The 21,339-nt window shown below is 42.0% G+C and carries 18 protein-coding genes and 2 pseudogenes; 19 read left to right on the forward strand and 1 reads right to left on the reverse strand.

The genetic code is table 11. The features are described 5' to 3' along the window. The first annotated feature begins 49 nt into the window (after positions 1–49). The 9 genes and pseudogenes from IGJ17_RS04625 (at position 50) to cls (ending at position 10,194) form a co-directional block, all read left to right on the forward strand. Positions 50–1,339 (forward strand): carbohydrate ABC transporter permease, encoded by a 1,290-nt coding sequence (locus tag IGJ17_RS04625; protein ID WP_005237298.1) that lies wholly within the window; start codon positions 50–52, stop codon positions 1,337–1,339. A gap of 2 nt (positions 1,340–1,341) precedes the next feature. Next, on the forward strand, positions 1,342–2,175 hold the full coding sequence (locus tag IGJ17_RS04630; RefSeq protein WP_005237297.1) for a sugar ABC transporter permease: 834 nt from the start codon (positions 1,342–1,344) through the stop codon (positions 2,173–2,175). 10 nt (positions 2,176–2,185) lie between these two features. Further along, entirely contained in the window at positions 2,186–3,001 is an 816-nt protein-coding gene (locus IGJ17_RS04635; protein ID WP_005237296.1) for a DUF1189 family protein, read from the forward strand. Between the two features lie 247 nt (positions 3,002–3,248). Beyond that, a pseudogene (gene secA, locus IGJ17_RS04640) lies at positions 3,249–5,633 on the forward strand (preprotein translocase subunit SecA); the annotation flags it as partial. A 45-nt stretch (positions 5,634–5,678) separates the two neighbouring features. Further along, positions 5,679–5,753 (forward strand): annotated as a pseudogene (locus tag IGJ17_RS04645) (SEC-C metal-binding domain-containing protein); the annotation flags it as partial. A gap of 88 nt (positions 5,754–5,841) precedes the next feature. Then, positions 5,842–6,949, forward strand: a protein-coding gene (gene prfB / locus IGJ17_RS04650) for a peptide chain release factor 2 (RefSeq protein ID WP_101495161.1) whose coding sequence is annotated in 2 segments (ribosomal slippage) — positions 5,842–5,913 and positions 5,915–6,949 — 1,107 coding nt in all. Because the reading frame shifts where the segments join, the coding sequence is not laid out codon by codon here. A 112-nt stretch (positions 6,950–7,061) separates the two neighbouring features. Then, complete coding sequence (gene ftsE / locus IGJ17_RS04655) at positions 7,062–7,748, forward strand: cell division ATP-binding protein FtsE (RefSeq protein ID WP_005237293.1); 687 nt, start codon at positions 7,062–7,064, stop codon at positions 7,746–7,748. Next, complete coding sequence (gene ftsX / locus IGJ17_RS04660; protein WP_016620650.1) at positions 7,741–8,625, forward strand: permease-like cell division protein FtsX; 885 nt, start codon at positions 7,741–7,743, stop codon at positions 8,623–8,625. Before ftsE ends, ftsX begins: the two co-directional genes overlap by 8 nt. A gap of 123 nt (positions 8,626–8,748) precedes the next feature. Beyond that, positions 8,749–10,194: a cardiolipin synthase gene (cls, locus tag IGJ17_RS04665; protein WP_005237291.1), complete on the forward strand. Its 1,446-nt coding sequence runs from the start codon at positions 8,749–8,751 to the stop codon at positions 10,192–10,194. Between the two features lie 62 nt (positions 10,195–10,256). Here the strand turns inward: cls and IGJ17_RS04670 are convergent, their stop codons facing one another. After that, positions 10,257–10,376 (reverse strand): DUF4044 domain-containing protein, encoded by a 120-nt coding sequence (locus IGJ17_RS04670; RefSeq protein ID WP_005237290.1) that lies wholly within the window; start codon positions 10,374–10,376, stop codon positions 10,257–10,259. A gap of 332 nt (positions 10,377–10,708) precedes the next feature. Here IGJ17_RS04670 and IGJ17_RS04675 point away from each other — a divergent pair, with 332 nt between their 5' ends. The 10 genes from IGJ17_RS04675 to ftsA all read left to right on the forward strand — a co-directional run bounded on the left by IGJ17_RS04675 (position 10,709) and on the right by ftsA (position 21,327). After that, a complete protein-coding gene (locus tag IGJ17_RS04675) occupies positions 10,709–11,077 on the forward strand; it encodes a DUF3397 domain-containing protein (RefSeq protein ID WP_005237289.1) in 369 nt (122 codons plus the stop codon). A gap of 198 nt (positions 11,078–11,275) precedes the next feature. Next, entirely contained in the window at positions 11,276–11,707 is a 432-nt protein-coding gene (gene mraZ / locus IGJ17_RS04680) for a division/cell wall cluster transcriptional repressor MraZ (protein WP_005228792.1), read from the forward strand. A gap of 25 nt (positions 11,708–11,732) precedes the next feature. Continuing rightward, positions 11,733–12,692, forward strand: coding sequence for a 16S rRNA (cytosine(1402)-N(4))-methyltransferase RsmH (gene rsmH, locus IGJ17_RS04685; protein WP_008377332.1), 960 nt, complete (start codon positions 11,733–11,735; stop codon positions 12,690–12,692). 5 nt (positions 12,693–12,697) lie between these two features. Next, positions 12,698–13,117 (forward strand): cell division protein FtsL, encoded by a 420-nt coding sequence (gene ftsL / locus IGJ17_RS04690; RefSeq protein ID WP_008377334.1) that lies wholly within the window; start codon positions 12,698–12,700, stop codon positions 13,115–13,117. Then, complete coding sequence (locus tag IGJ17_RS04695) at positions 13,118–15,313, forward strand: penicillin-binding transpeptidase domain-containing protein (protein ID WP_008377336.1); 2,196 nt, start codon at positions 13,118–13,120, stop codon at positions 15,311–15,313. 15 nt (positions 15,314–15,328) lie between these two features. Beyond that, complete coding sequence (gene mraY, locus IGJ17_RS04700; protein WP_005237283.1) at positions 15,329–16,291, forward strand: phospho-N-acetylmuramoyl-pentapeptide-transferase; 963 nt, start codon at positions 15,329–15,331, stop codon at positions 16,289–16,291. Positions 16,292–16,303: 12 nt separating this feature from the next. Further along, the gene (gene murD, locus IGJ17_RS04705) at positions 16,304–17,662 is read left to right on the forward strand and encodes a UDP-N-acetylmuramoyl-L-alanine--D-glutamate ligase (RefSeq protein ID WP_042890037.1); all 1,359 of its coding nucleotides are present in this window, start codon (positions 16,304–16,306) and stop codon (positions 17,660–17,662) included. 15 nt (positions 17,663–17,677) lie between these two features. Continuing rightward, entirely contained in the window at positions 17,678–18,772 is a 1,095-nt protein-coding gene (gene murG / locus IGJ17_RS04710; protein ID WP_005237281.1) for an undecaprenyldiphospho-muramoylpentapeptide beta-N-acetylglucosaminyltransferase, read from the forward strand. 86 nt (positions 18,773–18,858) lie between these two features. Further along, positions 18,859–19,851 (forward strand): cell division protein FtsQ/DivIB, encoded by a 993-nt coding sequence (locus tag IGJ17_RS04715; RefSeq protein ID WP_086332116.1) that lies wholly within the window; start codon positions 18,859–18,861, stop codon positions 19,849–19,851. A 153-nt stretch (positions 19,852–20,004) separates the two neighbouring features. Continuing rightward, positions 20,005–21,327, forward strand: coding sequence for a cell division protein FtsA (ftsA, locus tag IGJ17_RS04720; protein ID WP_005237279.1), 1,323 nt, complete (start codon positions 20,005–20,007; stop codon positions 21,325–21,327). The last annotated feature ends 12 nt before the right edge of the window (positions 21,328–21,339 follow it).

The following is a 21,339-nucleotide window of genomic DNA, read 5'->3' on the forward strand; positions in this document are numbered from 1 at the left end:
TATGGATCGTCGGCCGCTTGGCAGACTTTCGATTTTAAGGAGGATACATATGAGGACGAATTCAAAAGCCACGCAGACAGCGCTTCTTTCAATCATCCCTGGGGTGGGACAATTCAAAAATGGTCAGAAATTTAAAGCGGGACTCTTTTTTGCGGTCTTTCTAATTTTTCTAGGCGAAATGCTTTTGTTCGGTGGACAAGCATTATATAACTTTGTCACACTGGGATCAGTACCGATGGAACACAATTCTTTGTTCTTGTTGATCGAAGGAACGCTACAGGTCATCGTTACCGTTATTTTCATTATCTTTTGGGTTTTAAATATCAAAGATGCCTATCAAGTTCGCCAAAGTATTGAAAAAGGGTTCCCGGTGGCAGTTACGAGAAAAGAGTTTTTCAATAAATTGTATGAGGATGGTTTCGCTTATCTATTGACGATCCCAGCCTATCTGGTGATGATCGTAGCAATTATTTTTCCGGTAATGGTGACACTCTTCATGGCGTTTACCAACTATGATTTTCGACATATTCCGCCAGCAAACTTAATCGACTGGATCGGTTTTTCGAATTTTACGAATATCTTCACCTTAAGTTCTTACCGCGACACCTTTGTAAAAGTGTTTAGTTGGACGGTGATTTGGACCGTTTTAGCAACTACTTTGCAAATTACCTTAGGAATACTGACAGCAGTTGTTGCCAATCAAAAATTTGTGAAGTTCCGTCGGGTCTTCGGGGTGATTTTCTTGCTTCCTTGGGCGGTGCCAGCGTTTATCACAATCATGAGTTTTTCAAATATGTTTAATGATACCGCAGGAGCGATCAATACGCAGGTGATCCCGCTATTGAACAATCTGCCCTTTGTGGATATTGGCAATATTGCTTGGAAAACCGACCCGTTTTGGACAAAGACCGCGATTATTTTGATTCAAGGTTGGTTAGGGTTTCCATATATTTATGTTATGGTCTCAGGGATTTTACAATCCATTTCTGAAGATTTGTATGAAGCAGCCAAAATGGATGGAGCAAATGCGATTCAGCGTTTTCGCAATATTACGTTACCGGCGATCTTTTTGGTGGCAGCACCAACCTTCGTTACGCAATATACAGGGAACTTTAATAACTTCTCCATGATCTATCTCTTTAACGAAGGTGGTCCAGGGAGTTTAGGTGGAAATGCCGGTTCGACGGATATTTTGATTTCATGGATCTACAAATTGACGACGGGCGGCTCGCCACAATACTCGATTGCTTCTGCATTGACCTTGATCATTTCCTTTGTGGTGATTTCCATTTCATTACTGGTGTTTAAAAAGACGAATGCATTTAATATGGAGGATTGAGGATGAAAAAGAAAAAGTTTTCTTTCAGCAAATTATTTACCTACTTGTTTATGATCGCTTTATCGATCGTTATCATCTATCCCTTGTTGATTACCGCAACCTCAGCCTTCAAGGCAGGGAATATGATCGCCTTTCGCTTGGATTTTGATGCGGATTGGACATTGAACAACTTTCGACGATTGTTCAATGAAACCCCCTATTTGACATGGTATAAAAACACCTTGATCGTGGCTGTTTCCACGATGGTGATCCAAGTAATGATCGTAACACTGGCAGGGTATACTTACAGTCGTTATCGCTTTGCCGGTCGTAAGAGCAGTTTGATGGTGTTCTTGATCGTTCAGATGGTGCCAACAATGTCGGCGTTGACCGCTTTTTATGTCATGGGCTTATTAGCAAACGGCCTAGATAGTTTCTGGTTCTTGACACTGATCTATATCGGTGGTGGGATTCCCATGAATACTTGGCTGATGAAAGGGTACTTTGATACGGTACCGATCGACTTGGATGAATCAGCAAAACTTGACGGTGCAGGGCATTTTCGCATCTTTTGGCAAATCGTTTTGCCCCTCGTAAAACCAATGGTTGCCGTCCAAGCATTGTGGGCCTTTATGGGGCCATTCGGCGAATTCTTGCTGGCGCGGTTCTTGCTTCGCTCACAAGAGCGTTTGACCGTCGCAGTCGGTCTGCAGACTTTTATCAACGATGCCCGTAACCAACGGGTAGCACTCTTTGCGGCTGGGGCGATTTTGATCGCCGTACCGATTGCTGCACTGTTTTTCTTCTTACAAAAATACTTTGTTTCAGGTTTGACCTCGGGCGGAACAAAAGGATAGGAATGATAGGATGTCTGAACAACGATTTCCCTTAACATACTTTGGGGCCATATTTTCTCCAACAAAAGTCTATGCATGGCGTAAAAAATTAAATCGCTGGCAGCAAGTGTTTGTCTATATTTTCTTGATGTCCTTGCTGATGATCCCGCTGACCTTGATGATCAGCAAGCAAACGGATCAAGCCTTTGTAGCATTTTTTCCCCATGCAAAAACACTCATGACTGCTGAAACAGCAGCCGAATACAGTGAACTGCAGCTGGAAGATGGCAAACTTTTAACGGATGAGTCACAAGTCTTTTCGCAAACAGAAGCGGGCATTATAGGTGTTGCGCTTTCAGAAGCGGACCTTGAGGAAGCAAAATATGCCATCAATTTTCGTGAGACAGACTGGACCATCAAAGAGGAAATCGATGGACAAACCTATCATTATGAGATGCGTTACACGGCGGAAATGATGCCTGATCAAGTGCATGATGCGGCTTCGTTTCAGAAAGTGATCGAAGACGGCTTTTATCGCAACAACGAGACGGCGATTTTCTTCAGCCAGACGATCACGGTGGCATTTTTATTGGTGGCAATGAATAGTATCCTCGTCATGGGCGCAGCGTTTTTCCTCTGGCTGACGAAAAAGTCGCGACTGTCGACGATCAGCAGTTTCAAAGAAAGTACCAACGTGATTTTAAATGCACTGGGGGCAGGCTCTCTGGTGGCGATGTTGGCAGGATTTATTGGCGCGGACATCATCTTGATGATTGGGATCCAATCTTTAGGCATGCTGCTGATGCTCTTCTTAGCTTTCTTAAAAACCCGTTTTAAAACGGCCTAATTTGCAAATATTCGCAACAAGTCATTTGGACGTGCGCTGGACTTTGGGCACCGATCGATGGCTTGTTGCGTATTTTTTCCCTTCGTTTCTTTAAAATCTGTGAAAAAAGGTTAAGAATCCGTTTATCACGCAAGATTGATGCGATAGTTCTATCGAAAAATATTTCATTTATGGTGAACTAGTGCTAAAATAGTTAGGAGAGTTTCCAGCTAGGATAATGTAGAAGTAAAAGGAGAATTATTAAGGTATGGCCAATTTTTTTAGAAAATTAATCGAAAACGACAAAAAAGAATTAAAACGTCTTGACCATATTGCGAATCAAGTTGAATCACATGCGGATGAAATGGCCGCTTTATCTGATGAACAATTACGCGGGAAAACCGATGAATTTCGTCGTCGTTTCCAAGAGGGAGAGACTTTGGATAAATTATTACCTGAAGCTTTTGCAGTAGTACGTGAAGCTGCAAAACGCGTTTTGGGTCTTTATCCTTACCACGTCCAATTAATGGGTGGGATCGTCTTGCATGATGGGAATATTCCAGAGATGCGTACCGGTGAAGGGAAAACCTTGACGGCGACATTACCTGTTTATTTGAATGCCTTGAGTGGTCAAGGCGTCCATGTCGTAACCGTCAATGAATACTTGGCAACTCGTGACTCGACTGAGATGGGAGAGCTGTACAACTTTTTAGGATTGACAGTCGGTTTGAACATCAACTCAAAATCAGCAGAAGAAAAACGTGCGGCGTATGCTTGTGACATCACTTATAGTACAAACAATGAATTAGGGTTTGACTATTTGCGGGACAACATGGTGGTTTATCGTCATCAAATGGTACAACGTCCATTAAACTATGCCATTGTCGATGAAGTCGATTCGATCTTGATTGATGAAGCGAGAACGCCATTGATCATTTCAGGACAAGCAGAAAAATCGACCGCGCTATACAATCGGGTCGACAATTTCGTCAAACGCTTGACGGAAGAAGAAGACTACAAAATCGATATTCAATCAAAAACGATCGGCTTGACAGAACGTGGGATCGAAAAAGCGGAGGAGACCTTCGGCTTAGAAAACTTGTATGATATCGAAAACACCGCATTGACCCATCACTTGGACCAAGCGTTGCGGGCGAATTACATCATGATCCGTGACATTGATTACGTGGTGCAAGATGGCAAAGTAATGATTGTTGACCAATTTACAGGTCGGATCATGGATGGCCGCCGCTATTCTGACGGACTGCATCAAGCGATTGAAGCAAAAGAAAGTGTCGAGATCGAAGATGAAACCAAAACGATGGCGACGATCACATTCCAGAACTACTTCCGGATGTACAAAAAATTGTCTGGGATGACCGGTACTGCGAAAACGGAAGAAGAAGAGTTTAGAGAAATCTATAACATGCAAGTCATTCAGATTCCTACGAACAAACCGATCTTACGGGATGATCGTGCGGACTTGCTTTATCCAACACTTACCAGCAAATTCCAAGCAGTCGTTCAAGACATCAAAGAACGTCACCGCAAAGGGCAACCAGTCCTTGTAGGGACGGTCGCTGTTGAGACTTCTGAATTACTATCATCAATGCTTGATCGGGAGAAAGTTCCTCATGAAGTATTGAATGCTAAGAATCACTTTAAAGAAGCGGAAATCATTTTGAATGCTGGGCAAAAAGGCGCTGTAACGATCGCGACCAATATGGCTGGTCGGGGAACGGATATCAAGTTGGGTCTTGGTGTTGCAGAACTAGGCGGATTGGCAGTTATTGGTACCGAGCGTCACGAATCACGACGGATCGACAACCAGTTGCGGGGACGTGCGGGACGTCAAGGAGATCCAGGGATGTCGCAATTTTACCTGTCGCTAGAAGATGATTTAATGAAACGTTTTGGTTCTGAACGAATCAAAGTGTTCTTAGATCGGATGAAAATCGATGAAGGCGATGCCGTGATCCAAAGTAAGATGCTTTCAAAACAAGTAGAATCTGCCCAAAGACGAGTGGAAGGGAATAACTACGATACCCGGAAAAACGTCTTGCAATACGATGACGTAATGCGAGAACAGCGGGAAGTTATTTACGGACAACGTCAAGAAGTAATCATGGAAGAAACGGATCTTTCACCACAATTAATGAATATGGTGAAACGTTCCATCAGCCGTGTCGTTGACAGTCATACGCAATTAGAAGAAAGCAATTGGAATTATGAAGGAATCGTTGATTTTGCTGCTAATGCACTTGTTCATGAAGATACCATCAGTATTGAAGACATCAAGGGCAAATCAGCTCAAGAGATTAAAGATTATCTAAACCAACGGGCAGAAGAAGTCTTTGAACAAAAGAAAACACAACTTAATAGTCCAGAACAATTACTGGAATTTGAAAAAGTAGTGATTTTACGAGTCGTTGATACGAAGTGGACCGACCACATCGATGCCATGGATCAATTGCGCCAATCGGTTGGGTTACGGGCTTATGGACAAAACAATCCGTTAGTTGAATACCAAACAGAAGGATTCAATATGTTTGAAAACATGGTTGGAGCCATCGAGTATGAAGTAACTCGTCTGTTTATGAAGGCAGAAATCCGCCAAAACGTTCAACGGGAACAAGTAGCCCAAGGAGAAGCACAAGGGGTAGAAGAAGCACCGGCTGCCCAAGCGCCAAGTTTCAAAAACGTGGGCCGCAATGATCCTTGTCCTTGCGGAAGCGGGAAAAAATTCAAGAATTGCCACGGGAAAAATATGTAACAAGTTTTGAAAAAGGTGAGAGTAGGCTGGCAGACGTTTTTGTCCAGTCTACTTTCGTTTGTAAGAAAAAAAGAAAGAAGGAATTTTAATGGAAATCGCAGATATTCGGAATCAATTGACCCAGATGAATGAAAAAATAATCAGTTTTAGGGGGTCTCTTTGACTTAGATCAGTTAGAAGAGGACATTGCGGAAGCGGAACACCAAATGGCAGATCCTACCTTTTGGGATGATTCAGAAAAAGCTCAACAAGTCATTAACGCCAACAATGCCAACAAAGAGACTTACGATCAATTCAATCAGCTAGCAGAAGAATTGGAAGAACTCGAAGTGATGTTGGAAATGATTCAAGAAGAAGCCGATCCGGAAATGGAAGCAGAACTTGATGCGCGAATCGGTAAGTTAAATGAGAAAATGGCTTCTTATGAATTGTCGATGTTGTTAGATGAACCCTATGATCGAAACAATGCCATCATCGAGCTGCACCCGGGAGCAGGCGGTACCGAGTCGCAAGACTGGGGCAGCATGCTGTTACGGATGTATACTCGTTTTTGCGAACAACATGGGTATCAGGTGGAAACTTTGGACTATCAAGCCGGTGATGAAGCGGGGATCAAAAGTGTCACATTACTTGTGAAAGGCCACAACGCCTATGGCTATTTGAAGTCGGAAAAAGGCGTGCATCGCTTGGTCCGTATTTCACCTTTTGATTCTGCTAAGAGACGGCATACGTCATTTTGCTCGGTGGATGTGATGCCAGAATTAGATGGGGCGATCGATGTGGAGATCAACTCAGATGATTTGAAGATCGATACGTACCGCGCAAGCGGCGCTGGTGGACAGCACATCAACAAAACCGAATCTGCTGTGCGGATCACTCACATTCCAACAGGTACAGTGGTCGCTAGCCAAGCCCAGCGTTCACAGCTGAAAAACCGTGAGCAAGCGATGGGGATGTTGAAAGCTAAGCTGTATCAATTAGAAGTCGAAAAGAAAGAACAAGAAGCAGCAGCCTTGCGAGGCGAGCAATTAGAGATCGGCTGGGGCTCGCAAATTCGTTCTTATGTCTTCCATCCCTATTCAATGGTCAAAGATCACCGAACGAATTTCGAAACTGGGAATGTACAGGCAGTCATGGATGGCGATTTGGACGGCTTTATCGATGCCTATTTGAAGCTGAAACTGAATCAAAAATAACCTGGTATGACTTAAACAGATTGAAACACAATTGTAATCTGTTGCAAGCAAGGTGAAATATATTCATGCTATAATAAGCCAGAATGAAAATTTGAGATGGAGAGATAGCTGTATGATAGAAATGAAAGATATAATGAAAAAGTACTCTAATGGTACGACTGCTATCCGTAACCTTTCGATTTCAATTGATCAAGGGGAGTTTGTCTATGTCGTTGGACCATCCGGCGCCGGAAAATCAACCTTTATCAAATTGATGTATCGAGAAGAAAGAGCAACAAAAGGCGTTTTGAATGTCGCAGGATATGATTTGGTCGGCATGAAAAACCGTGAGATCCCTTTGATGCGCCGGGAAATCGGCGTGGTCTTCCAAGACTACAAACTTTTACCGCGGAAAACGGTCTTTGAAAATGTTGCTTATGCAATGCAAGTTATCGGACGCAAACCCCGTGATATCAAAAAACGGGTGATGGAAGTTTTGGATTTGGTCGGACTGAAACATAAAGTTCGGGTCTTTCCAAGTGAACTTTCCGGTGGGGAACAACAACGGGTGTCGATCGCTCGTGCCATCGTAAATACACCGAAGGTATTGATTGCGGATGAACCAACCGGAAATCTAGATCCTGAAAACTCATGGGAAATCATGAAATTGCTTGATCGAATCAATGCACAAGGAACAACGGTCGTTATGGCGACCCATAATAGTACGATCGTAAATACGATTCGTCATCGCGTGATCGCGATTGAGAATGGCCGCATTATTCGCGACCAAGCGGAAGGAGAATATGGTTACGATGATTAGAACATTTTTCCGTCATCTCCTGGAGAGTATTAAAAGTTTAAAGCGTAACGGCTGGATGACTATCGCGTCATTGAGTGCCGTGACGATCACATTAACATTAGTCGGTATTTTTCTAGGTGTAATCTTAAATGCAACAAAACTAGCCGAAGATATTCGTGAGAATGTGGACGTGTCGGTTTTCGTTGATATTGGTACAGAACAAGAAGACATGGATGCTTTAGAACAGGCCTTAAATGATCTGCCGAACGTTTCAGAAGTGACATTTTCTAGTCGAGACGAAGAATTGCAGAAGATCCAGGATGCCATGGGGGATTCATGGAACTTGTTCGAAGGCGACAGTAATCCACTGTATAACGTATTTGTTGTAAGTGCAACAGATCCAGAGTATACGACAGAGATCGCAGAACAAGCTGGGGATTTGCCGAATGTCTTTAAAGCCGATTACGGTGGAGATTCTTCTGACCGAATCTTTGAATTGTCTGCGGCTGTGCGGACTTGGGGCTTAGCTGCTGCTGTCTTACTGATTTTTGTGGCAATGTTCCTAATCTCTAATACGATTCGGATCACGATTTTGTCCCGTCAAAGAGAAATTCAAATCATGCGTCTGGTTGGGGCGAAAAACGGCTACATTCGTTGGCCATTCTTCCTTGAAGGCGGCTGGATCGGACTCTTAGGATCAATTGTCCCAATTGCGTTGATGTACTTCGGGTATCATCAAGTTTATGCAATGGTCAATCCATCCTTGCTACGTTCAAATTACAGCTTAATTGCACCAAATATGTTTCTAATACAAGTGTGCGGTGTGATGGCACTGATTGGTATCGTGATTGGTTCGCTTGGTTCCATCTTATCAATGCGCCGATTCTTAAAATTCTAAACGTATGTTTTATTAAAGTCGATCGTCAGATCGGCTTTTTTTGTTTCATCACAGTGTTTCTTTACTTTAGGTACTATTTTTTGATATGCTTTAGTAGCGGGAAATCGGGGAAGAGGTGGAAAAATGGTTGTAATGGATAATTTGGTAACCATTTTATTTATAGTTAATATTTTGTTATCAATCATTATCATTTTCAGAGAGAGACGTCAGACTGCTCAGACATGGGCCTGGCTTTTGGTCTTGATGTTCATCCCAATCGTTGGTTTTGTGCTTTACTTTTTCTTTGGTAGAGGAATTTCCAAGGAAAAGATTTTCGATATGCGCTCACAAGCAAAGATTGGTCTAAACGTTGAATTAGAAGAACAAAAACAAGCACTCGCGCGTCATTTGTTTCCGCATCCGCCGACTGCTCAAGTAGAAGTCCAGCAGTTAGTCTATCTATTGACGGTCTTTGGTCAATCCCTCTATACGACAGCCAATAGCATGACACTTTATACCGATGGGCGGCAGAAATTTGATGCCTTGATCGCGGATATCGAACAGGCAAAAAATCACATTCATATGGAATATTATATTTATCGCAGTGATGCATTGGGAAATGAAGTCAAAGAAGCATTAGTACGAGCCGCAAAGCGAGGCGTAAAAGTAAGAGTCTTATTAGATGCTTGGGGCAGTACTCAAGTATCATTGAAGTTTTTTGATGAATTGCGTCTGCATGGCGGGCAAATTGCTTTTTTCTTTCCTTTGTTCGTTCCTTATGTCAATCCGCGAATCAATTATCGGAATCATCGCAAAATCGTGGTGATTGATGGTGAGATTGGCTATACAGGCGGTTTTAATGTGGGAGATGAGTATCTAGGGCAAGTGGAAAAATTTGGCTATTGGCGAGACAATCACTTGCGAATTGCCGGCTCAGCAGTCTATTCGCTGCAAAATCGGTTTCTCATGGATTGGAATTCACAACACGCCTTGGAGATCAAATATGATCCTTCTTTGTTTCCTGAAATCAAACAAGCGGGGACAGTCGCAGCCCAAGTCATCACTAGTGGTCCTGATACGGAACATGAAGAAATTAAAATGACGTATTTGAAAATGATCAATTTAGCCAAAAAAGAAATCCTAATTCAAACGCCGTACTATATTCCGGATGAAGCCATTCATAACGCCTTAAAGTTAGCACTGCTCTCTGGGGTGAAAGTTCATATACAAATTCCGAACAAACCAGATCATCCCTTGGTTTACTGGGCGACCTATTCCTTTGCGGCTGAGCTGCTTCATTTTGGCGCAATCATTGAAACCTATGAGAAAGGGTTTATGCATGCGAAAACGATGATTATAGATAGTGGACTTGTATCGATTGGCTCAGCAAATATCGATGTTCGATCCTTTCGTCTGGATTTTGAAGTCAATACGATTATCTATGATGCGCAACTTGCGACTCAAACAAAAGAAGCGTTTCTGGCGGATTCGATCGATTCCAAACCATTAACGATCGAAGCATATCAACAAAGAAAATTGACGATCAAGATCAAGGAAGGCCTGGCACGTCTTGTGTCACCGTTACTGTAAAAAAATGCCCTTTTCCAAAAGATGGAAGCCATCATTTTGGAAAAGGGCATTTTTTAATAGGATTAACCCATAATACTTGTGTACGCTGCTAAGAAAATCGAGCCGACAGTGAGAATAAGCATGGTCCAGATCACGACTTGCGTGATTTTTGCAAAGGTACTTTTTGGTTTTTTCTCGTTCATTCTAATCCACCTTTTAGAGTTATTCTAGTGACAGTTTACCCTCAATTTCTCAAGAACTCAAGTTGATCCAAGGAGAAATTAAGAAAATTTCAATTTCACTATAAAAAAATTCGTTAGAATGGCAAGATAGGCTTGTTGAAGCTACGCCCTTCTGTTTTAATAGGTAAAGAAATACATTCTTTAAAACTTTCAAAAGTTAGTTGTTGAAATAAGAGCCTCCTTAAAAAATTTCATGGCTGTCTTATTCCGGCTTAAATTTTTAAAAGAACTGAAACATGGATGTAAAGAAAATAAAGTATAGTGACACTAGTTGTTAGAAAGGATTTTGCTGTATGTCTGGATTTAATCCAATCGTTTTGTTTTGGTATATTTTTCCTGTGCTCGTTTATTTTGCTTGTCGTTTTATCGTTTCTGCACTTTCGTTGAATGATCGTTTCCATGTGAAGGCACCGGATTTAGCGGTACCATTTTTAATGGTGGGGATTCATCAATTATCAAAATATACTTTTGATCAAGCAATCACATTGTATTATTTGATCTCCATTTTTTTATTAGGCATTCTACTGGCCGTCTTTCAGGCGTACTACTATGAAGAGATCCAATATGGTCGCTATTTTAAGATGTATTGGCGCAGTATTTTTCTATTTACGATCATTTTTCATGTCGTTTTGATCATTCTAAATATCGTAAGTTACTTATAGTGTTTTGCCCCTTGATAAACGTCCATTTTTTCACTTAAATTTTTTTTAAAGACTTTAAGGAGTCTGATTTCCTCTTTTTGTTCATTTGGTAAAGAAAAGTCAAACAACTTCCCTTTCAAATTTCATATAATTTGTGGTAGAAAGTGGGGGATTGTGGTAGACTGTGAATATCAGGTGGAGATCGGGGGTTATTTATCGATGTTTATGGGTGAATTTCAACATTCGATAGATGCAAAAGGCCGACTAATCGTCCCTTCAAAACTACGAGAAAAACTCGGAGAAAAATTTGTTGTGACACGTGGATTAGATGGCTGTTTATTTGGCTACCCCTTATCTGAATGGGAAAAACTTGAAGAAAAACTAAACGAAATGCCTTTAGCGAAAAAGGATGCTCGGACATTTGTCCGCTTCTTTTATTCTGCTGCAACAGAGTGCGAGATCGATAAACAAGGACGAATCAATATCCCTGTTACATTGAGAAATCATGCAGACCTTACTAAAAGCTGCGTGATCATCGGGGTTTCAAATCGAATCGAGATTTGGGATGAAACGCGTTGGCAAGCATTCTCTGAAGAAGCAGAAGAAAACTTTGATGAAATTGCTGAAACAATGATCGACTTTGGCTTATAGGCTTGATAGGAAGAGGAAAAAACACATGGCAGATTTTCAACACTACACCGTTATGCTACAGGAGACCGTTGATGGATTATCAATTCGTCCAGAAGGCGTCTATGTCGATTGTACATTAGGTGGAGCTGGTCATAGTGAATATTTATTGTCACAACTGTCTGAAGAAGGACATCTCTTTGCTTTTGATCAAGACCAAACCGCCATCGACCATGCAAAAGAACGTTTAGCACCTTATGTTGCTAAAGGGATGGTCACGTTTATTAAAAGTAATTTCCGCTATTTAAAGGAAGCATTGAATCAACACGGCGTAAGCCGAGTCGATGGTATTTTGTATGATTTAGGTGTTTCCTCACCCCAATTAGATGAAGCCGAACGTGGCTTTAGCTACCACCAAGATGCACCGCTGGATATGCGGATGGATCAAACTGCAGCATTGACTGCCTATGAAGTGGTCAATCAATTCGACTACCATCAATTAGTCAAAATCTTCTTCCGTTATGGAGAAGAAAAATTCTCAAAACAAATCGCTCGGGAAATCGAGCGGGTGAGACAAGATCATCCCATCGAAACAACAGGGGAATTGGTCGATATCATCAAAACAGCCATTCCAGCTCCAGCAAGAAGAAAGGGCGGTCACCCAGCAAAACGGGTTTTCCAAGCCATTCGAATTGCAGTCAATGATGAGCTAGGTGTAATTGAAGAATCACTTGAACAAGCCATTCATCTTTTAGCAGTCAACGGACGTGTCAGTGTGATCACGTTCCACTCATTAGAAGATCGCATTGTGAAATCGATGTTCAAGGAATACAGTACACCAAAGGATATGCCACCAGGTCTGCCGATGATACCAGAAGAATTTCAACCAACACTAAAACTTATAACAAGAAAACCACTGCTTCCTACTGAGGAAGAAGTAGCTGAAAATAATCGTTCTCGTAGTGCGAAACTACGAATCGCGGAAAAAATCAAGGAAAGCGAAGGGTAACAACTATGGCAGAACTAAAAGTTCATGACTATGAATTCAGAGAACCTCTTGAATCACAACCTTTGGATCACTCTGAACCGACAACTGAAAAACTGCCTACTGATCCCCAGCGTCCTGAGGTCATCCGTGTACCAGCATCTCCGGCTCGTCGGTTAAAAAGTATTTCTACTCTAGAAAAACTGATTGCTGCCTTTGTGATTATCGCTGTATTGACGTTGGCAATCTTGACCATCAATATTCGGACCAATATCAGCCAAGTTGAGCATGATATTTCCTTGATCCAATCGGATATCACTGAGAAAACAACACAAGCAGAACAGTTGGAACAAGAGAAAAATGAACTTTCTAAAACCGAGCGCATCCAAAAGATTGCTGAGGATAATGGATTGTCGATCGATGATGGCAATTTAAGGAAAGTGGACTAAATGAAGTTAACAGATAAATTCAAGCAATACTTAAAAAAGAACAATCAAACTACAACGAACAATCGCAAAAAAGTAGGTATTATTCTCTTTGCTACGAGTATTGGATTGTTCTTTTTGTTTGTCACGCGTTTGAGCTATATCGTCATTGTCGGGGATGTCGCGGGAACTTCATTAGCAGAAAAGACCAAAAATCTTTATGAAGGCAGCGAAGTGATCAAAGCGAAACGTGGAACAATCTATGACCGTAATGGGATTCCGATCGCCGAAGATGTGACCTCGTATTCCATTTATGCTGTTTTGAATCAGAATTACAAAGATGGCAACAAAAATCTCTTTGCAGAAAAAGCAAACTTCAATAAGTTGGCCAAAATTTTGTCAGATGTATTGTCCATTGATCAAGAAACAGCAGTCAATACGTTAGAGGATGGCCTTGAGCAACAATTGTGGCGGGTCTCTTTTGGGAGCAAGGGAAATAATATTACATTAGAACAAAAAAATGCGATCGAAGATGCAATGGAAAAAGAAGATATTGCCGGCTTCCATTTTGATAGCCATCCAGCTCGCCTTTATCCGAATGGGGTCTTTTCTTCTCACTTTATCGGGTATGCTGTTGCCAATGATGACGATACTGGTCTAGTCGGCAAAACTGGGTTGGAAGCTGCTTACAATGATGTATTATCGGGAACTGATGGTGAGATCGTTTATCAAAAAGATAACAATCAAAACCCGCTGCCCGGAACAGTAGCAGAGACCGTCGCAGCCGTTGACGGAAAAGACGTTTATACCACCATCGATAGTCGAATCCAAAGCTATTTGGAAACGCTGATGGACAGCGTCTTTAAAGAAAACAAACCAGAAAACTTAACAGCGAACTTAATGGATGCCAAAACCGGCGAAATCATAGCGATGGCGCAACGACCAACCTACAATCCAGAAAATTTGGATTCGATCAATGATTGGCAAAATCTGTTAGTTGAAGACAACTATGAGCCAGGATCAACCATGAAGATTTTGACGACAGCAGCTGCCATCGATCAAGGCATCTTCAATGAGAACGAAACCTTTACCCCAAGTCCTGATGGATTAAAACTTTACGATGCAACCATCAATGACTGGGACTTTGGTCAAAAAGGAACACTGACGATGCGCCAAGCTCTTTCATGGTCCAGTAATATCGGAATGGTGACCTTGGAGCAGCGGATGGCTGATCGTTGGCAACAATACTTAAAAGAATTTGGCTTTGGCCGTAGCACCTATTCAGGATTGCCTAACGAAAATACTGGAATCACCCCAGAAGATAATCCTGTCAGCCAAGCGATGACTTCCTTTGGTCAAGCGATTGGTGTGACGAATTTCCAAATGATGCAGGCTTTCACATCGGTCGCAAATAATGGAACGATGCTGAAACCACAATTTATTAGTAAAATCGTTGATGGCAATACTGGAGAAGAAACGGTCACGCAACCAGAAGAGGTCGGCCATCCGATCACAAAAGAGGCTGCAACAGAGGTCCGTGAATATATGCGTGATGTTGTCGAGAGTGAAAATTATGGAAGTGCCTATGGCGTTTATGAATTACCTGGCTACAACATTTCTGCAAAAACAGGGACGGCCCAAGTAGCCGATCCAACAACCGGTAAGTATTTGTCTGGTGGCACCAATTATCTATATTCCGTTGTTTTGATGTTTCCTTCAGAAGAACCAGAATACATTTTGTATTTGACGATTAAATTACCAGAGAAGCACGAAAGCACCGTGTTGGGTGAAATTGCCAATCCATTGATGAAACGGGTCATGGATCTGAAAAACTCTGCATTAGAAGAAAGCACAACATCTGGTAGCGAAACAACTGTGGGGGATTATCGCAATCTCGATACAGAATCGGCTGCAACGGATGTTCAAAAAGCTGGATTGATCCCGGTAGTCATCGGGGATGGTGAAAAAGTCATTGCCCAATCGGTTGACAGTGGGACTTCGATCATGCCTGGCGGACGGGTACTGCTCGTTACCGACAGCGATAAGTACTATATGCCGGATACGACTTCTTGGTCAAAAGCAGACTTAATCAAATTTGGTAGTCTGCTGAATGTAGACGTCAGTTTTGAAGGAAACGGCTATTGTACCAAACAAAGCGTGGAACCATACACCGAATTATCAGGACAATCGATCAAGTTTACACTAAGTGAAAACGAATAAATAGGAGAGAACAATATGGAATGGACAGAGATGATATTACCTTTGGCAAGTGGCTTTGCGATCGTAACAGCCACAATGCCTTTGTTTATCGGCTATTTTCAAATGAAGAAATACGGACAGGAAATACGTGGTGACGGCCCCAAATGGCACAATGTAAAGGCCGGTACACCAACGATGGGTGGGTTTGTATTTTTGATTTCTGCAATGATCACTGCCATCTGGGTAGGAGCATGGCAAAATCAATTGACTGCTTCATTGTTCATTCTTTTGTTCATTACCTTGGTTTATGGTGCATTAGGATTTCTTGATGACTTCATCAAGATTTTCCGCAAACGAAATATGGGGCTGAACTCGTTGCAAAAGCTGATTGGACAGATTTTAGGCGGACTCGTCTTTTACTTTGTTTTCCGATCCGAAGGCAATGCGGATGTACTGAATTTCTTTGGGATAGACGTGTCGCTATCGATTTTTTATGGCTTGTTCGTCATTTTTTGGCTTGTTGGTTTTTCAAATGCAGTCAACTTGACGGACGGTATCGATGGGCTAGTCGCAGGACTGGGCACGATTTCTTTTTCAACTTACGCACTGATTGCTTGGCGACAAGATCAAATCGATGTGTTAATCGTTTGTCTTGCGATCATCGGCGGATTGATCGGCTTCTTTCCCTACAATCGCAAACCGGCAAAAATCTTTATGGGGGATGTCGGCTCACTGGCTTTAGGCGGTCTGCTGGCAGCTATCTCGATTCTTTTACACCAAGAATGGACCCTATTGCTTGTCGGACTGGTCTATGTTTGTGAAACAGCAAGCGTGATGCTGCAAGTTGCCTCATTCAAATTAACAGGCAAACGAATCTTCAAGATGTCACCCATCCATCATCATTTTGAAATGAGCGGATGGTCTGAGTGGAAGATCGACACTGTGTTTTGGTGTATCGCGTTAGGTTGCTCGTTGCTCACAATAGCCCTTGTATGGTAGGAGATGAAGAAAATGAAAAAAATTACAACATATCAAAATAAAAAAGTTCTTGTGCTAGGATTAGCGCGTAGTGGATTCAGTGCGGCCAAATTGTTACATGATTTGGGCGCACTTGTGACCGTTAATGACGGAAAGCCATTTGCTGAAAATCCAGAAGCACAAGATCTTTTGGCTTTAGGGGTCAAAGTGATCACTGGCAGCCACCCGATTGAATTATTGGATGAAGGATTTTCGCTAGTCGTTAAAAATCCAGGGATCCCCTATTCACAACCTCTTGTTCAAAAAGCTTTAGAGAAAAAAATTCCTGTGATCACGGAAGTGGAACTAGCGTATCAAATCTCTGAAGCGCCGATTATCGGTATTACTGGTACGAATGGAAAAACCACCACAACGACTATGATCGCCAATGTCTTGAATGCTGGAATGGAAAAAGGACAGGCATTGCTTTCTGGAAATATCGGGTTTCCTGCAAGTTCCGTTGCTCAAACAGCTAAGCCTGAAGATCGCTTGGTGATGGAGCTTTCAAGTTTCCAATTGATGGGAATCGATACCTTACGGCCGAAAATCGCTGTCATCACGAATATATATGAAGCCCATATCGATTACCATGGTAGTCGCCCGGAATATGTCTTAGCAAAATGGCGCTTGCAACAACGAATGACCGCTGACGATTATTTAGTGATCAACTGGAACCAACCGGAACTAGAAGCACTGTCGGCCAAATCAAAGGCGAAAATCATTCCTTTTTCCACCAAGGAAAAAGTAGCAGGAGCATATATGCTTGATGGGATGCTCTACTATAAAGAAGAAGCAATTATGGCAGCGGAGGAACTTGGCGTACCAGGGGCACACAATATTGAAAATGCCTTAGCGGCGATCGCTGTTGGAAAACTTTGCAATATGCCAAACGAAGCAATCAAACAAGCGTTGCAAACCTTCACTGGGGTACCTCATCGGACCCAGTATGTCACCACCATCAATCAGGTGAAATTTTTCAATGATTCCAAAGCAACCAACATCTTAGCAACAGAAATGGCCTTAGGCGGTTTTGACAATGAGAAATTGGTCTTATTGGCAGGCGGCTTGGACCGTGGTAACAGTTTTGATGAGTTGGTTCCAGCACTAAAAGGACTCAAAGCTATCGTAGTGTTTGGAGAAACAAAAGAAAAATTAGCCGCAGCCGCTCAAGCAGCTGGCGTAAAAACGATTGAAATGACAGACAATGTTGAAACCGCCGTCCCAGTTGCCTTTTCTTTAAGTGCTGCTGGAGATACGATTCTATTGTCACCGGCGAATGCAAGTTGGGATCAATACCCTAATTTTGAAGTTCGCGGCGACAAATTTATGGCGGCAGTAGCAGAACTTAAATAGAAATGAGTGAAGGACATGAAAATACTTGTGACTGGCGGCGGTACTGGCGGCCACATCTATCCAGCGTTGTCTTTTGTCGATTACGTAAAAGAGATTGACCCGACAGCCGAATTTTTATACATTGGTGCAACAAGGGGCTTGGAGAATAAAATCGTCCCTCCAACAGGTATTCCTTTTAAAACGTTAGAGATTCAAGGCTTTAAGCGTAAGCTGTCTTTTGATAACGTAAAAACGATCCAGCTTTTCATGAAAAGCTATTATGCAGCAAAGAAAATCATCAAGGAGTTTCAACCGGATGTGGTGATTGGCACCGGCGGCTATGTTTCTGGCGCCGTGGTCTTTGCTGCAGCGAAGTTGAAAATACCTACCATTATTCATGAACAAAATAGTGTTCCTGGAATCACCAATAAGTTTCTAACCAAGTATGTGGATAAAATCGCCATTGCTTTTCACGATGCTTCTCAATACTTTCCAGCGAAGAAAACGGTGCTAGTGGGCAATCCCAGGGGGCAAGAAGTACGGAATAGTCAAAAGTCGACGATTTTGTCTTCTTACGATTTAAATCCGGCGAAAAAAACGGTTTTGGTTTTTGGTGGGAGTCAAGGAGCTCTGAAAATCAACCAAGCGATCATTGATGCGCTGCCGCTTTTTGCTCAAAAAGAGTATCAGTTACTTTATGCATCTGGCGAAAGGTATTACAAAGAGATCGAAGAAAAAATCGGGATGTCAAAAGATGCTTTCCCTAATATCAGTATTCGTCCCTATATCGATCAAATGGCAGAAGTGATGGCAAATAGTGATTTGTTGATTGGACGAGCAGGTGCCACATCGATTGCCGAATTTACGGCATTAGGGATTCCAGCAATTCTGATTCCTAGCCCTTATGTGACTAATGACCACCAAACAAAGAACGCCCAAAGTTTAGCTAATGCAGGAGCAGTCAAAATGATTGCCGATCATGAACTAAACAGCCAAAACCTCGTGGAAGCAGTAGATAGTATCATGCAAGATGAAGCCCTTCGTAGTAAGATGGCCAAAGCCTCAAAAGAACAAGGGATCAGCGATGCCTCAGAACGATTATTTCGACTTGTGCAAGAGGTAATCAAATAGTACAATGTGTGGGATAGAAAGGAGCGATTATCATTAGTAAAGACAAAACACCTCATGATGATCAAACCCCCTCGTCAACGGAAGAGTTGACCCCTTGGCAAAAAGAAAATCTAAAATATTTGCAAGAAAAAGGCAATCAGCCAGCTTGGTCTTCACCCGCTTCTGAAGAAACAGAAGACATGAAAGAAGCGCATGAAGATGAAGAGGAGTTGGCAGAAGAAGCACTTTTTGAAGCAGAACAAGCGATAGAAGAAACCGACGCTGGGAAAGAAGAGCTGCCTGAGCCAGAAAAAAAGGCTCGCTCCTTTGCTGACCGGCTACCTAATCTAAAGGCGTACCGCAATCAAGTATTGATTCGCCGTTTAGCGCTGATTATCGGTTTACTGATGATTCCTTTGCTGATTGTTTTGTATTTTGTTTCGCCGCTTAGTCGTTTGGCTAATGTGGTGGTCAAAGGCAATCAAGAAGTATCCGCAGAAGCGATTCTCAAAAATTCTGACCTAGCCGTCAATGAAGAGATGTGGCCGCAATTTTTTGAACGGAATCAGAGTGTAGCAGCAATCAAAAAAGAATTGCCGCGCATAAAAAATGCTTCTATTTCTTTATCTGGTATTAATCGTTTTGATATCACTGTCACTGAATTCCAGGAAGTGGCTTTATTAGCCAAAGATGGCGGCTATGCACCAGTTTTGGAAAATGGCGCTGTTTTGGATGATATCAGTGAGCAGCCAGAGGAAGGATTGCCGGTTTTAGAAAATTTTTCGGCTGAAGACAAAATCAAGGCGACACTCAATGCCTATCAAGAATTAAGTTCAGAAATTCGAGATGGCATTTCTCAAATCAAATACACCCCCCGTGACAGCAATGATGAACTGTTAACTCTCTTTATGAATGATGGCAATCAAGTGATTGTCAATATCTCAAATATGGTGAGTCAAATGCAGTATTATCCGCAAATTGCCAAAGATTTGACCGAGGACAGTATTGTGGATATGGAAGTTGGGATCTTTACTTACCCAATTTCAAATACACAAGAAGACGATGCAGACGAAAATCAAACAGCTGATAGTGATTCTTAGGAAAAATTCAAGAGTTTTTTTCATTAACTTGTTTCTAAAAAGCGCCATTATATGGTAGAATTGGTAACAGTGAACAAATTATTCGAATGAACTCTAAAAACGGACTGTGATGGTTCGCTATATATCCAATTTAAGTAGGAGGGAACCCCATCCATGGCAAAAACGGGAATGTATGTTGGCCTTGATATCGGTACGACATCTGTAAAAGTTGTAGTAGCCGAATACGTTGACAGCCAAATGAATATCATTGGTGTAGGAAATGCAAAATCAGAAGGAATCAACCGTGGCATCATTGTAGATATCGATAAAACGGTACAAGCCATTCAAAGAGCAGTAAGACAAGCAGAAGAAAAAGCAGGAATTCAAATTCGCAGTGTAAGTGTTGGTGTACCAGCCAATCTTCTTGAAGTGGAAAATTGTCAAGGGATGATCGCTGTCAACAGTGAATCAAAAGAGATCACCGACGAAGACGTCCGCAATGTTGCTTCCGCAGCACTTGTACGTTCAACCCCTCCTGAAAGACAGATCATTGCTATCTTACCGCAAGAATTTACAGTGGATGGTTTTGAAGGGATCAAAGATCCTCGTGGCATGATCGGTGTTCGCCTAGAGATGTTTGGTGTGGTTTATACAGGTCCAAAAACCATCATTCACAACATTCGTAAATGTGTGGAAAAATCTGGTCTGATCGTTAATGAAGTAGTCATTACGCCATTAGCACTGACAGAATCGATTTTATCTGATGGTGAAAAAGATTTTGGTACGATCGTTATCGACATCGGCGGCGGCCAAACGACGACATCAGCGATGCACGACAAGCAATTGAAATTTACCCATGTGAACCAAGAGGGTGGCGAATTTGTCACAAAAGACATTTCGACAGTTTTAAATACCTCCTTCAACAATGCAGAAGCATTAAAAATCAATTATGGGGATGCGTATCCTGAACGGACATCCGCTAGTGAAGAATTTCCAGTGGATGTGATTGGGAAATCAGAACCTGTGAAGATCGATGAACGCTATTTGTCAGAAATCATCGAAGCACGTATGGAACAGATTTTTACCAAATCAAAAGAAGTCTTAGATGAAATTGATGGACTTGATTTGCCAGGTGGCGTGATTTTGACTGGTGGTGCTGCAAGCCTGCCGGGTGTCGTAGATTTGGCTCAAGAAGTATTCGAAACAAACGTTAAGCTTTACGTTCCTAATCATATGGGACTTAGAAATCCTGTATTCACCAATGTAATCAGTATCGTTGACTATTCAGCAAACTTAAGCGAAGTCTATCAGCTTGCCAAAAGTGCGATCACTGGTGAAAAAACAGTCGCGCAACAGCCCGTTGCCATTCAACAACAAGAAGTGCATTACGAACAATATGAAGCTCCAGAAGAAACTTATGAAGAAACAGAAGAAGAGAAAAAAGGTGAGTCGATCACAAACCGAGTAAAAGATTTCTTCTCAAATATCTTTGAATAATCTAAAACGATT

Source organism: Enterococcus sp. DIV1096b, from assembly GCF_050498765.1.
GTDB classification, from domain to species: Bacteria; Bacillota; Bacilli; order Lactobacillales; family Enterococcaceae; genus Enterococcus_D; species Enterococcus_D entomosocium.